The sequence below is a fragment of the Myceligenerans halotolerans genome (genome assembly GCF_054782975.1).
In genome coordinates this window covers 321,231-334,525 of sequence record NZ_BAAGRL010000004.1, presented here as the reverse complement: position 1 = coordinate 334,525, position 13,295 = coordinate 321,231, and the positions used below count along the sequence as shown (strand labels likewise).

General features: G+C 72.6%; 13 protein-coding genes and 1 tRNA gene. 6 read left to right on the top strand and 8 right to left on the bottom strand.

The genetic code is table 11. The features are described from left to right. Nucleotides 1–113: 113 nt before the first annotated feature. On the bottom strand, nucleotides 114–746 hold the full coding sequence (locus ACYVK5_RS02395) for a hypothetical protein (protein WP_460701679.1): 633 nt from the start codon (nucleotides 744–746) through the stop codon (nucleotides 114–116). Nucleotides 747–921: 175 nt separating this feature from the next. On the opposite strand from ACYVK5_RS02395, the gene ACYVK5_RS02390 reads away from it, so the two are divergent. Next, nucleotides 922–1,416: a MarR family winged helix-turn-helix transcriptional regulator gene (locus tag ACYVK5_RS02390; protein WP_460701678.1), complete on the top strand. Its 495-nt coding sequence runs from the start codon at nucleotides 922–924 to the stop codon at nucleotides 1,414–1,416. Nucleotides 1,417–1,465: 49 nt separating this feature from the next. On the opposite strand, the gene msrB is transcribed toward ACYVK5_RS02390, so the two are convergent. Together msrB and ACYVK5_RS02380 are read right to left on the bottom strand one after the other, a co-directional pair. Continuing rightward, nucleotides 1,466–1,873, bottom strand: a complete 408-nt coding sequence (gene msrB, locus ACYVK5_RS02385) for a peptide-methionine (R)-S-oxide reductase MsrB (protein WP_460701677.1) — start codon at nucleotides 1,871–1,873, stop codon at nucleotides 1,466–1,468. 54 nt (nucleotides 1,874–1,927) lie between these two features. After that, entirely contained in the window at nucleotides 1,928–3,430 is a 1,503-nt protein-coding gene (locus tag ACYVK5_RS02380; RefSeq protein ID WP_460701676.1) for a DEAD/DEAH box helicase, read from the bottom strand. Nucleotides 3,431–3,561: 131 nt separating this feature from the next. Between ACYVK5_RS02380 and ACYVK5_RS02375 the strand changes: the two genes are divergently transcribed. Continuing rightward, complete coding sequence (locus ACYVK5_RS02375; RefSeq protein WP_460701675.1) at nucleotides 3,562–4,308, top strand: M50 family metallopeptidase; 747 nt, start codon at nucleotides 3,562–3,564, stop codon at nucleotides 4,306–4,308. Nucleotides 4,309–4,420: 112 nt separating this feature from the next. Here the strand turns inward: ACYVK5_RS02375 and ACYVK5_RS02370 are convergent, their stop codons facing one another. Next, on the bottom strand, nucleotides 4,421–4,702 hold the full coding sequence (locus ACYVK5_RS02370) for an iron-sulfur cluster biosynthesis family protein (RefSeq protein WP_460701674.1): 282 nt from the start codon (nucleotides 4,700–4,702) through the stop codon (nucleotides 4,421–4,423). Between the two features lie 254 nt (nucleotides 4,703–4,956). Here ACYVK5_RS02370 and ACYVK5_RS02365 point away from each other — a divergent pair. From ACYVK5_RS02365 to ACYVK5_RS02355, 3 genes are all read left to right on the top strand, one after another. Further along, nucleotides 4,957–5,032: transfer RNA gene (locus ACYVK5_RS02365), tRNA-Lys, on the top strand. A gap of 265 nt (nucleotides 5,033–5,297) precedes the next feature. Next, on the top strand, nucleotides 5,298–6,470 hold the full coding sequence (locus ACYVK5_RS02360; protein ID WP_460701673.1) for a MarP family serine protease: 1,173 nt from the start codon (nucleotides 5,298–5,300) through the stop codon (nucleotides 6,468–6,470). A 196-nt stretch (nucleotides 6,471–6,666) separates the two neighbouring features. Further along, complete coding sequence (locus tag ACYVK5_RS02355; RefSeq protein ID WP_460701672.1) at nucleotides 6,667–7,770, top strand: glycerophosphodiester phosphodiesterase; 1,104 nt, start codon at nucleotides 6,667–6,669, stop codon at nucleotides 7,768–7,770. A 76-nt stretch (nucleotides 7,771–7,846) separates the two neighbouring features. On the opposite strand, the gene ACYVK5_RS02350 is transcribed toward ACYVK5_RS02355, so the two are convergent. From ACYVK5_RS02350 to ACYVK5_RS02340, 3 genes are read right to left on the bottom strand one after another with little or no spacing between them, the layout of a single operon-like run. Beyond that, complete coding sequence (locus ACYVK5_RS02350) at nucleotides 7,847–9,349, bottom strand: protealysin inhibitor emfourin (protein WP_460701671.1); 1,503 nt, start codon at nucleotides 9,347–9,349, stop codon at nucleotides 7,847–7,849. A gap of 5 nt (nucleotides 9,350–9,354) precedes the next feature. Continuing rightward, entirely contained in the window at nucleotides 9,355–10,476 is a 1,122-nt protein-coding gene (locus ACYVK5_RS02345; protein ID WP_460701670.1) for a mechanosensitive ion channel family protein, read from the bottom strand. A gap of 52 nt (nucleotides 10,477–10,528) precedes the next feature. Continuing rightward, a complete protein-coding gene (locus ACYVK5_RS02340; RefSeq protein ID WP_460701669.1) occupies nucleotides 10,529–11,092 on the bottom strand; it encodes an antibiotic biosynthesis monooxygenase in 564 nt (187 codons plus the stop codon). Between the two features lie 641 nt (nucleotides 11,093–11,733). Between ACYVK5_RS02340 and ACYVK5_RS02335 the strand changes: the two genes are divergently transcribed. Next, on the top strand, nucleotides 11,734–12,792 hold the full coding sequence (locus tag ACYVK5_RS02335) for a M15 family metallopeptidase (protein WP_460701668.1): 1,059 nt from the start codon (nucleotides 11,734–11,736) through the stop codon (nucleotides 12,790–12,792). 130 nt (nucleotides 12,793–12,922) lie between these two features. On the opposite strand, the gene ACYVK5_RS02330 is transcribed toward ACYVK5_RS02335, so the two are convergent. Continuing rightward, nucleotides 12,923–13,267 (bottom strand): metallopeptidase family protein, encoded by a 345-nt coding sequence (locus ACYVK5_RS02330; RefSeq protein ID WP_460701731.1) that lies wholly within the window; start codon nucleotides 13,265–13,267, stop codon nucleotides 12,923–12,925. Between the last annotated feature and the right edge of the window lie 28 nt (nucleotides 13,268–13,295).

Genomic DNA, 13,295 nt, shown 5'->3' with positions numbered 1-13,295 from the left:
CCCGGGGCTACCGCAGTCCGGCGTCGCCGCAGCCCATCCTAGCGGCCTGGCGCCGAATTCCAAGGGCCTGGAACGTGACGAATCTCGCCCCATCGGTGCCCACCCGGGGCCAGCTACTCGAGCAACCCCTGGCGCCAGAGGTCGCCGGCGTGCTCGAGTTCCTCGGCGGTCCGCAGCAGGGAGCTGGCACCGTGCGTCATGTGCGACGCCGCCCGGGGGTCGGCATGCTCACGGGCGTCGGCGTCGAACGCCGCTCCGGTGGACAGGATGCGACAGAAGGCTCCCGCCCGCTCCAGGGCGACGGCGAGGTCGCCGGTGAAGACGCCGGACAGCACGGCGTCGGCCAGCTGCCGCAGGTCGCCCGGTTCGGGCGGGCTCGGAACCCCGGCCACGGCCTCGCTCACCGGGGCGGCGGCGACACCGAGCCGGTAGCGCAGCATGATCGTCTGCAGGTCCCGGCGCACCCACTCGCGCAGCACGTAGATCCGCCAGAGAGCGCCCGGCAGTGACGAGGGGGCGGCGTCGGCCCAGAGCTCCGCGACCGTGTCCAGGCCTTCGTGCTCCACCAGCCGCACCAGACGGTCCACCACCTCCGGGTCCTCGGTGGTGCGCGCGCGATCGACGAGGATGCGCGCGGTGACGTGGGCGACCTCGTCGCGCATCGCGGGATCCAGCTCGCCCGTGAGTGCCTCGGCATCACGCGGGTCGAGCATGGCGGGGCGGCGCGGAACACGATGGTCGTCCATGCCGTCAAGTGTCTCTTTTGACCGGCCCGACGGCGAGACCCCGGGCGTTCGCGTGGAGCGCAACCGGAGGACGTCACACGGCCCCTCGGCGCCGGGAGGCGCAATCGGATGACGCTTTCGTGCCGATATCCGGCCGCCACTGTGCCCCCAGGGCCGGAGGCGGAATGATGGGCGCATGTCCGAGACATCGACCCCCTCCGGCGACGGCGCCGCACCGGACGACCGTGCTCCGTTCCACGCGCTGGAGCACGAACTCCGGCTGATCATCCGCCGCGCGCAGTCGGCCGGCGCGAGGATCGCCCGGCGAGTCCATCCGGAGCTGGAGGCCAGCGCCTACCCGCTGCTCGCGCACATCGCGCAGCACCCGGGAACGCGCGGCTCGGATCTGGCCGCACACTTCGGCGTCGGACGAGCGACGGTCTCGCGCCAGCTCAGCCGCCTCGCCGACCTCGGCCTCGTGGAGCGCGACACCGACCCGGACGACAGCCGCGGTCAGCGGATCACCCTCACCGCCGACGGCGCCGCCCGGTTCGAGAGCGCGCGCGCCAACCGGATCGAGATGTTCGCCGGCGCGCTGGCGCACTGGGACCGCGAGGACGTCCAGCTCCTGGCGGACCTCCTCCACCGCTACTCGGAGGACCTGGTCGCCTGGCAGGCACAGCACCGCTGAGCCGTGGCCCGACGCGAGGCGGCACTACCCGCCGGCCGCGGGCGCGACGTCAGTCGCCCTCGCCCTCCTCGAAGGCCAGGCTGACCGAGTTCATACAGAAGCGGTCGCCCGTCGGGGTCTGCGGCGCGTCGTCGAACACGTGGCCCAGGTGCGAGCCGCAGCGCGCGCACCGCACCTCGGTACGGACCATGCCGAGTGACCGGTCCTCCAGCAGCTCGACCCGGTCCCCGGCGAGCGGGCTGTAGAACGACGGCCATCCGCAGTGCGAGTCGAACTTCGTCTCGGACCGGAACAGCTCGTTCCCGCACGCCCGGCACCTGTACACGCCCACGCGCTTCTCGTCGAGCAGCTCACCGGTCCACGCCCGCTCGGTCCCGGCGCGCCGGAGAACCGTGTACTCCTCGGGCGACAGTTCGTCGCGCCACTGGTCCTCGGACTTCGACACCTCGTACGTCATCGCTCGTCTCCGCTCAGTTCACGCGGGGTCGCTCGTCCGACCCCTTACGCCAACCTAATCCGCGGCGTGCGTGTTCCGGCCCCGACCGCCGCGGCCTCCCCGCCGCCGACGGCTCCGGCCGCTACCGGGCGCCCCCTCCGAGCCCTGGCCGCGCGGGCCGTTGTCCGACCGTGTGCCGTTCGCCGATCCGGCATGACCCGGACGGCCGTTCCCGCCGTCCACCGACGTGCCGTGGGCCTGCCGCCCGTTCGCGGGCCGGCCGCCCCCGCTGCCTCCACGAGAGCGCCGGCGCCCGCCACCCTGGGCCCCGCCGTTCCCGCCCGACCGCGGTGCCGCCGTCGTGCCCGAACCCGGGCCGCCCGACGTCGGATACTCCACGAGCGGCGCCATCTCGCCGACCAGCGCCGTCACGGTCGCGTCGCCGGGAGCCACGTCGCGCGGCTGCGCCGTGATCTTCGCCTTCCGCGTGAGCAGGCGCATGTCGCCGCGCTGCTCCGGCAGCATCACCGTCACGACGTCCCCGCCGGATCCCGCGCGCGCCGTGCGGCCCGAGCGGTGCAGGTACGCCTTGTGCTCGGCGGGCGGATCGACGTGCACCACGAGCTCGACATCGTCCACGTGGATGCCGCGGGCCGCGATGTCCGTCGCGACCAGCACCTTCACGTCGCCCGACGAGAACGCCGCCAGATTTCGCTCGCGCGCCCCCTGCCCGAGGTTCCCGTGCAGGTCCACGGCCGGCACGCCCGACGTCGTGAGCTGTCGCGCGAGCTTCTTCGCCTGGTGCTTGGTCCGGGTGAACAGGACCCGGCGGCCGGTACCGCGCGCGAGCTGGTGCACCACGTCCTTCTTCGCGTCCTTGTCCGCGACGGCGAGGATGTGGTGGGTCATCTGCGGCGGCGGCGCGGCCGCGTCGTCGACCGAATGCGTCACCGGCTGCTTCAGGTACCGCTTGACCAGGACGTCGACGCCGTTGTCCAGCGTCGCCGAGAACAGGAGCCGCTGGCCACCCTGCGGCGTGCGATCGAGGATGCGCTTCACGCCGGGCAGGAACCCGAGGTCGGCCATGTGGTCGGCCTCGTCCAGCACGGTGACCTCGACGGCGTCGAGCGACAGCACGCCCTGCCCCAGCAGGTCCTCGAGACGCCCGGGACACGCGACGACGACGTCGACCCCGGCGGCCAGTGCCTGGACCTGCCTGTTCTGCGAGACGCCACCGAAGATCGTCGTCGTCCGCAGCCCCATGGCCCGCGCCACGGGCGCGAGGGTCGCGTCGATCTGGTTGGCGAGCTCGCGGGTCGGGCAGAGGATCAGCCCGCGCGGCCGCGGGCGGCCCCGCGTGGCGGCGGCGCTGTCACGCCGGGCGGCCAGCCGCGTCACGACGGGCAGCGCGAACGCGAGCGTCTTGCCGGAACCGGTACGACCTCGGCCGAGGACGTCACGTCCGGCGAGGGAGTCCGGCAGCGAGGCGGCCTGGATGGGGAACGGTTCGGTGATGCTCTGGGCGGTGAGCGAGCGCACCACGGGATCGGGCAGGCCGAAGTCGGCGAAGGTAGTCACTGGGGGCGTGGCCTCTCAAGGCTCGTTGCTGGGCTTCCGCCGCGCAGCAACCCCGGAGGGAACGTCACGACGCCGGGCTCGCGGGTTCGCGCCGCCCTCGATGAGAAAGTGTCTCACGTTCTTGTGGTTCTATGGCCCGCATGACCGACTTTCTCGCCCAGGTGGGCGACGTGCTCGGCACCATCTGGACCGCCGCGATCACGCCGGTGGACGCGCCGCAGCCCCTCCTGGTCCTGACCATGTGCGGCCTCGCGCTGGCCGTCGTGCTGTTCCGGCCGACGTGGCGCCTGACCCGCCATGTCATCACGATCGCGCACGAGGCCGCGCACGGACTCGCCGCGCTCCTGACCGGGCGGAAGCTGGAGGGCATCCGGCTGCACTCGGACACATCCGGCGTGACGGTGTCCCGCGGCAGGGCCCGCGGGTTCGGCATGGTCGTCACCGCGTTCGCCGGCTACGTGGGCCCGGGGGTGATCGGGCTCGGCGCGGCCTGGCTGCTGCGGGAGGGCTACGCCGTCGGACTGCTCTGGCTGATCGTCCTGCTGCTGGCGCTGCTCCTGGTGCAGATCAGGAACCTGTTCGGGCTGTGGTCGGTCCTCGTCAGCGGCGCCCTGCTCGTCTTCGTCTCGTGGTGGCTGCCGCCGGACGCCCAGATGGGCACCGCCTACGCGGTGACCTGGTTCCTGCTGTTCGGCGCGGTGCGGCCGGTGCTGGAGCTGCAGGTGCAGCGCGCCCGGGGGCGTGCGCCGTCGTCGGACGCCGACCAGCTCGCCGGGCTCACCGGCGTACCGGGCCTGCTGTGGGTGGGGGTCTTCCTCCTGGTGACCGGTGGCTCGGTGGTGCTGGGCGGCGGCTGGATCCTCGCCGCGGCGGCGTAGCCGGTGCGGACGCCGGACCGCGACCCCACCCGAGGTGAGATCGCGGTCCGGTTCCCTCCAGGCCGGAGGCCGTGCGTCAGGTGACAGATCTCACCGCACGGACCCCGGGGTCCTACGCCTGGACAAGCACAAAGCCCGGGCCTTCGGCGTCGGGCTGGATATCCAGCGTGAGTTCGTCAAGGGCGACCGAAGCCGCCTGGTCGACGAAGACATGCGTGGTGTCGGACTGGGCAACCACCTGATCCTCGGCTTCAGGAGCCTGGACGAGCGCGAGCTCGAAGTTGCCCGGCTGGCCCGCTGCCTCCGCGATGCGGAGGCCGCCCTCGGCCGGAACCTGGTTCTCCTGAACGAGGCCCTCGACCGCAGTGCGGGCGTTGTCGGTCACGGTGAGCACGGAGAGCTCCTCTCGTCGGTTCTCGTGACGCGTTCCACCGAATCAAGGTCTGCTCCACACCGCAAGCGTGAAACGCCCGCAGCGTGACATCTCCGGCAGACCTGGGCCGCTCGCGGCGACCGCTCGCCCGCGTGACCCTCCGGCGCGTGCCGCCGCGCCGCGTAGGGTGAATTGTGTGGCTGGTCTCGCCGACCTGGGTAGGCTAGGCCGGCGCGTGCCGGTCGGCATGCGGTGTGGCGGCCTGGCCGGCACACGGGCCGCTAGCTCAATTGGCAGAGCTACGGACTTTTAATCCGCAGGTTCTGGGTTCGAGTCCCAGGCGGCCCACCACAGTTCAGCCCGCCGCGAGCGGCACCGACCGGCCCGTCGACGGCACTACCGGAAGCAGGCAGTGGCCCGAGCGCGCCGTGAACCTTCGGTGGTGGATCTGCGGATCGGGTGACGGAGTGGCACAGAACGCGGGGGTCGCTGTGGGCATCGGATGGCGAGGCCCCGACGCGGGGCCCGCAGTCGATAGGTTGCACCGGACGGCGCCATGGACCCGGCGCCCGTCGCCGGTCCACCGCCTCGCGCCCGCTATCCCGGAGGAGCCCCCGTGACGCCTGTCGACCTCGTGCTCCTGCTGATCCTGCTCCTCGCGCTCAGCGCGGGGCTGAGCCGGGGCCTGCTGGCGACGCTGGGCGGCCTCGTCGGCCTGATCGTCGGCGGCCTCGCGGCCTTCTGGGCCGTCCCCGCCGTCAACGACCTGCTGCCCACCAGCCAGTGGCGCGGTCCGGTGTCCGTCGCGGTGGCCGTGCTGCTGCCCGTGCTCGGCGCTTCCCTCGGCTCGGGACTGGGCCACAACCTTCGACGGGAGGTAGATCGCACGGCACTGCGTCCCCTCGAACGCCTCCTCGGTGGCGCGGCGAACCTGGTGGTCGCCGCCCTCGCGCTCTCGTTCGTCGGCAACGCGATCACCGCTACCGGCACGCCTGTCGTCGCCTCGGCGCTCTCGTCGTCGTCGGTGCTGCGCACGATCGAGGACCTGACGCCGCCGTCGGTCGGCCGCCCTCTCGCCGAGATGCGGGCCATGGTGCTGGACGACGGACTGCCGCGCCTGAACCTCCTGATCGTCCCGCGGGAGGCCCCGGTCGTGCCCGCCGTCGACCTGGACGACCCCGAGCTGGAGGCGTCCGCACGGTCGGTGGCCCGGATCTCGGGCATCGCCTACGCGTGCGGGACGAGCTCGACCGGGTCGGGGTTCGTCGTCGCACCCGACCGGGTGGTGACCAACGCGCACGTCGTGGCGGGCGTGGACCGGCCCGTCGTCGAACTTCCCGAGAGCCCGGCCCGCGAGGGGCGCGTGGTGTACTTCGACCCGGTCGACGACCTCGCGGTCATCGCCGTCGACGCCCTGGACGCCGACGCCCTCGACATCGCGCCGACCCTGTCCGTCGGCGACCGAGCCGTCGTCCAGGGTTACCCCTTCGGCGGCCCGTTCACCTCCACGGGCGCCGGCGTGCTCGGTGTGGACACGGCCCGCGTGCCCGACGTCTACGGCGCGTCCGCGGCCGGGCGGGAGGTCTACTCCCTGGCCGCCGCGGTGCGCCCCGGCAACTCGGGAGGGCCTCTCCTGACGACCGACGGCCAGGTGGCCGGCGTCGTCTTCGCCCGGGCCGACTCGGCGTCCGACATCGGCTACGCCATGACGAGCGCCGAGCTGCTCCCGGTAGCGGCCCAGGCCACCGAACTGGACTCCCCGGTCTCGTCCGGGCGCTGCGCGGCCTGATCACCCGAGGGCGCGACACCAGGGTGCCGCGACGACCGCCGGACGCTGCTCCGGTGACCGTCGCGTAGCCCGCCGGAGAACGATGCGCCGGAGCAGTTGAACGCCCGCGGAAGTTTCCCGGAACTCCACGGCCGATCGTGCGGTCCGGGCTCGCGCAGACCTATCGTGAGAGGGAGTCCGCAGATCGGAGCACGACATGGCCCTCCTGGAGCGCCCGGCCACCCCGGTGCGACCCTTCGCCGTCGGCAACACCTCCGTGTCGCACAGCACGACGTCACGCCCCACGACCGCACGGCGCACGTCCGGGCGGGGCGCAGCCGGTCGTGTCCCGGCACGCCGTCCCCGGGTGCGGAAGCGCGTGCCGCGCTGGACGCCGCTGGTCTGGCTCGCGCTGCTGGCCGATCATCGCCGACACGCCCGGCTCGCGGCCCGGTCGGAGATCGCCCCGGGTCCGGCCACCCTGCCCGCGTCGCACGCCGGCTCGGCGACCGCCGTCGTCCCCGTCACGACCGGCCCCGCCGCGGATCCCGCAGTGCGGCCCGGTACGCTCGGCCGGGTGACCCGCCCCGCCGTCGTCGCGCACCGAGGAAACTCGTCCGTCGCGCCGCAGAACACGCTGGCCGCCATCGAGGCGGCATGCCGAGCCGGCGCCGACGCCGTCGAGATCGATCTGCAACGCACCGCGGACGGCACCCCTGTCGTCATCCACGACGACGTCGTGGACGAGACCACGGACGGTCACGGGGCCGTCGCCGATCTTCGCCTCGACGAGCTCCGCGCCCTTGACGCGGGCCGCTGGTTCGGCCCGGCCTGGGCGGGGCAGCGGGTGCCGTTGTTCACCGAGGTGCTCGAGATCCTCGGGCGCTACCCGAGCACGCATCTGCTGCTCGAGCTCAAGGACGTCTGGGGCCCGGCCGAGGTCCGGAGCGTGGCCGAGGCGATCCGGGAGGCGGGCGTGGACGAGCGCGTGCTGGTCCAGTCCTTCTGGCCCGACACGGTTGCCGCCGCGCGGGACGTCGCCCCGCACCTGGAGCGCGGGCTCCTGCTGGCGTACGAGCCGCCGGACGTGCTCGACGTGTGCGCGAGCCTCGAGGTGGTCGCGTGCAACCCGTCCGCCGAGATGGTGCGACGCGACCCCGGTGTCGTCACGCGGCTGCACCGCGCGGGGCTGCGGGTCATGGTCTGGACGGAGAACGACCCGTCGGGCTGGTCGCACCTGTGCGAGGTCGACGACGGCGTCGGCGTGGACGCGATCATCACGGACCGCCCGGACCGCCTCCTGGGCTGGTTCTCCCGCTGACCTGGTAGCACGGCGTGCGCGGACCCGGGCGGGCCCGCGCACGCCGTGCTACCGGTGCCGCGCCCGGCTCCCGTGCCTACCGGTCCCGTGGCGAGAGGACCAGCTCCGCCAGGCGGAGGAGGTCCGGGGTGGCGTGGTCCTCCGGGACCTCCACCACGTGGCCGCCGCAGACGATCACGTAGGTGAACCTGTCCGGCCTGCCCGGCTGCTCCGACCAGGCCGCCGCCTCGCGTTCGAGCACGGAGATGTCGATGTGGTGCACCAGCGTCCGGGCCTCGCCGACCCGGGGGTCGTCACCGTCCAGGTCCAGTGTGCTGGTCATGGTGATCCCGGCGAAGCCCCCGATCCTGCGGACCTCGACGACCCCTGTCGGTTCACCGGTGTCCGACGGCGGCGCCGGGGTCCCCTGCGTGTCCGGCTCTCCGCGGTCGCCGGTCCCGCCGTCCGACGGGGGCTCCGGTTCCCCCTGGCCCTCGGGGCCGCGTGGCGAGGTCTCCTGCGCGTTGCCGTCCTCCGGCGCGCCCGCGCCGGCGTCGGCGGTCAGGACGCCGACGCCGGCCCAGGCCTCGCGGACGACGTCCGCGTGCTCACCGGCGACGGCCACCGTCGCGGCGGCGAACCCGGCGAAGTCGGTGGTCGGACCCACCGTGAGCAGCGCGTCGTACCAGATCTTCCCGGCGCCCTCGGTGGACGAGCCGCCGATGGCCGTCGCGGCGAGGTAGAACGCCCGGTTCGGAATGCCGGAGTTGATGTGCACGCCGCCGTTGTCGGCCCGCGTGTCGACGAAGTCGTCCATGTGACCGGGCTGCGGGTCCTTGCCCAGCACCACGTCGTCGTAGGCGGTTCCGGGCCGGGACATCGACCGCAACGCGTCGCCCCGCACGTTGTCGGTGAAGAGTCCCTCACCGATCAGCCAGTCCGCCTCGTGCGCGTCCTGGCCGAGCACACGCTGCTTGAGGCAGGAACCGAACACGTCCGACACGGACTCGTTCAGCGCACCCGGCTGGTCCCGGTAGACGAGGCCCGCGGTGTACTCGGTGACGGCGTGCCCCAGTTCGTGGGCGAGGATGTCGACGGCGATCGTGAAGCGGTTGAAGATCCGCCCGTCGCCGTCGCCGAACACGAGCTGGGTGCCGTCCCAGAACGCGTTCTGGTAGTTCTGCCCGTAGTGCACGGTGGCGCTGACGCGGGCGCCGGCGTCGTCGTACGACGTGCGCTCGAAGCCCTGCCAGAACATGTCGAGCGTGGCCTGGATGCCGTCCCATGCCTCGTCGACGGCGAGGTCGCCCGACGACGACGCGTCCGTCTCGTCCCGGACGGGCTCGCCGGGAAGGGCCTGGGTGTTGCCGGCGGTGTGGATGGTCCACGCGAGCCCGGCGGGCCCCGGGGGCTCGGCCGACTCCGGCGCGGCCGCCTGTGCCCGGATCCGGTGCGCCGTACGGCCGTCGCGGAATCCCGCGTCCAGGTCGAGCGTGTGGCGGCACGTGTCACGGAGCCCGGATTCGGGCAGCAGCCCGGACGAGGCGGCCTCGGCCACCTGCTGAAGGAGGTAGGGCGGGACAAATCCGGAACGACTCATAAGTCTCAATCAACCATGCTGCGTTCCGCCGCGCCAGAGGGAAGACCCATCGCTACCTGCGCGGGAGTCCCCGCCGGCGCGTCGGCCTCGAAACGGGTGCGGGGGAGAGAGCCGGCTGCCTCCCGCTGCACCCAGAGGACGATCTCCTCACGCACGAGACACCGGAGGTTCCACAGGTCGTCCCCGTCGCGCGCGCTGACGCAGGCCCGGACGCGGATGGTGCCGCCGGTCGCATCCGTGACCTGCAGGCTCTGCACCCGGCCGTCCCAGAGTGTCGTCCCCGAGACGATCCGGCCCAGCTCCGCGCGCAGGGGTTCGAGCGGCGTGCGGAAGTCGAGGTCGAACTCGACCGTCCCGAGCAGTTCCGCCGACGTCCGCGTCCAGTTCTCGTACGGCTGCTGCGTGAAGTAGGTGCACGGCAGAATCAGGCGGCGGTCGTCCCAGATGTTCACCACCACGTAGGCGAGGGTGATGTCCTCGATCCTGCCCCATTCCCCCTCGACCACCACGACGTCCCCGACGTGGATCCGATTGGTGAACGCGACCTGGATCCCCGCGAACACGTTCCCGAGCGAGCTCTGGGCGGCGAGTGCCGCAACGATCGACACCAGCCCGGCGGACGCCAGCAGGCTCGTGCCCACGGTCCGGGCGCCCTCGAAGGTCATCATGATCCCGCCGAGGGCGAGAACGCCGAGGACGCCGACCACGATCCGCCTCAGCATCATGACCTGGGTGCGGAGCTTGCGCTCCTGACGCCAGTCCTGGACCTCGACCCGGATGCGCGCGTATGCCCGCTCCTCGGCGACGAAGGCGAGGTTCCCGACGAGCCACGCACCGGTGACGATGACGGCCGGCACCACGAGGTTCTGCGCGACGGGGAACCAGTCCGCGCCGGCGTGCCCCGACATGTTCAGCGCGATCCACGCGGCCACGACGAGGAAGGTGGCCCGTACGGGGTTGCGGAGGCGCTGCGCGACCTCGCGCGCGATCTCGCTCCGCCGGCCGATGCGACGCACCAGCCAGGCGAGGATCGCCGTCAGCAGGTAGGCGGCGACGACGGCGCCCGCCATCCACGCGACGGTCTCGAGCAGTCCGGACGTGCCGGGTACGGCGTCTTCGGCTGGCATGCACCTACTGTGGCGCGTCGGGCACATATCGCGCAAAGTTCCAGAGGGAGACTTATCGACTGTGCAGCCACCCCTGCAGGCGCCGCGTCACCCACGGGAGCACCCAGTAGGCCATGACCGGCGTCAGGACCAGGGTGGTGATCAGCACCTTGAGCGCGAGCGGTATGCCGGCCCAGCCGGGGACGAACTCCGTGGACAGCCAAGTGAAGAGCAGATTCACCGGGAAGAACCCGAGCCAGATGCTCGTGGCCTGCTTCCAGCGCGGCGGCGCGGGGACGGCGTCGTCGGCCCGGACCGGGTCGTCGAACCAGCCTTCGATACCGGTCCTGCGTTCGATCCGGCGCTCCTCCACGAGCCCGGCGCCGCGTGCCAGCCACGTGCCGCGCTCCTCGGACCGTTCCCAGGCGTCGAGGCGCGCCTCGTCGGCGAACCGGTAGAGCATGAACCAGTCGCTCGACCCCTCGGCGGCCCGCACCCATCCGGAGCCGAGGAAGCCGTCCCAGCGGTTGGCGAGGTTGACGCCTTCCTGCACCCAGCGCGTCACCTCCGGCACGTTCTCGGGGCTCACGACGCGGTGGATCGAGACGGTCACCGGGACGGTCGGGGCATGGTCCATGTCCGCAGTGAACGACGGCGGAAGAGTACCCGGCCCGGCGAAACCCGCCACCGGGAAACCCTGTCTCGCGATACGGACGCCTGTGGCCGGGGTCACGGCGCCCTCCCGGGCTGAATCCGTGGTCCGCGCCCATGGGAGCGATGCCACATCCGGCCGGTCGAGGCGTCACCTCTGTCCTGAACTTCACGCCGGTTTCACGGAATGCCTACTGCGGTTGTGACCAAGGTCGCGCCGAAACGGCGTTATCAGGCCGTGATCGTCCCCGACCATGGATGAGTCGCCGACGCCGGCGCGGGCCCCGAGGCCCGCCGTGCGAGCCACCCGGGCCGCGTGAGGACCCGGTGCGGTACGAGACTCCGCTCGACCCCTGAGCGGTCGCGTGAGTCCACCAGGCGACGTGCCGTGGTCCTCGTCCCACTGACGAGCGCACGCCATGGCACCGAGACAAGAGCATCGGCGCGCGCGGGTCCGCCCCTGGAGGGGACCTCCCCTCACGAACCCGCGAGCCCCCCAGCAACCGCGCCGTTGCATGAACGGAATGCCGCGTGAAGCACCCCCACTCTGCTACCGCACACCCTGTTGCGCACCCCGTCGCCCGCTGTACCGCGTTCGCCGCGGTCGTGGCGATCGGAGCGCTGAGCATGAGCGCTCCCGCCGCCGCGTCTCCCGTGAGCACGACGACGCACGGTATCGCCGCCCCGACCACGACGACCGAGACCGAGGCCACCGACCTGCTGTCGGCGGTGCTCGCCGACGGCCCCACGGCGCTCGACGCCAGGACCCAGAAGGCCCTCGCCGACGCCACCAGCGCCCTGGTCCAGGCCCAGCACCTCACGGACTCGACCGACCTGAAGGCCAAGCGGGCCGCGCGTATCGAGGAGGCCGCCGCACAGGTTCGCGAGCTCGTCGTCGCCACCACCGCCGTGTCGTCCGACGACGCCGGCGCCTCCTCGGCGGTGGCGGCCTTCGCGGACCGCACCGAGCGCGCCTCGCGTTCCGACGAGCGCTCGTCCCTGCCCACCGAGGCCGGCGGCGAGGAGGCCGGGGACACCGGGTCGACGTCGGGCGCGGAGGTGTCGGCGGCAGAGCTGACCGAGGCGACCGATGCCCTCTCGGAACTGCTCGAGACGCCGGCCGGCGACGCGGTCTCCCAGGTCGTCCCGGGCCCGAGCAAGGAGGAGATCGCCGCCCAGAAGGCGAAGGCACGCGCGAAGGCCGAGGCGAAGGCGGCCGCGAAGGCCAAGGCGGAGGCCAAGGCCGAGCGGAAGAGGGCCGCGAACCTCGCGGCCGAGGCCAAGAAGTACGCGAACGGCAAGATCCCGTCGAAGCTGCTGTGCGACCTGTCGTTCGCGCGCGGCCACGAGCTGCGATGCGACGCGGCAGTGGCGATCGAGGACCTGAACGGCGCTTTCAAGGCGGCGTTCGGGCGGAACCTGACGGTGAACGACTCCTACCGGTCGTACGCGGACCAGGTCACGGTCGCGGCGACCATGGGCGCCCTGGCGGCCCCTCCGGGGACGTCGAACCACGGACTGGGGCAGGCGATCGACCTGGGCGGCGGGATCTCGACGTTCGGCTCGGCCGAGTACCGGTGGATGTCCGCGAACGCGGGGAAGTTCGGCTGGATCCACCCCGCCTGGGCGGAGCCCGGCGGCTCGAAGCCCGAGGCGTGGCACTGGGAGTACGGCACCGGGGCCTGACCACGGTCCGGTGAGACGCGCGGCGCTCCGATCCGGACGGGGGCGCCGCGCGACCTCTCGGGAGATCGCCCTCTCAGGGGATCGCTCTCGCGGGGGCACTCTCGCGGGTGGCGCTCCGGCGAGGACGGCCTCACGCCCAGCCGAGCTCGTGGAGGCGTGCGTCGTCGATCCCGAAGTGATGCGCGATCTCGTGCACCACGGTGACCGCCACCTCCTCCGCGACCTCCTCCCGGGTCGCGCAGATCGCCAGCGTGGGATTCCGGAAGATCGTGATCCGATCCGGCAGGGATCCCGCCGCCCAGTGGTGGTCCCGTTCGGTGAGTGGCACGCCCTCGTAGAGCCCGAGCAGTCCGGGATCCTCGGGGGGTGCGTCGTCCTCGACCAGCACGACGACGTTGTCCATCTCGGCCGCGAGGTCCTGCGGAACCAGATCGAGGCCCTCGCTGACCGCTTCCTCGAACTCACCACGTGTCATCTCCACCACGGGCCCATCATGACCGACG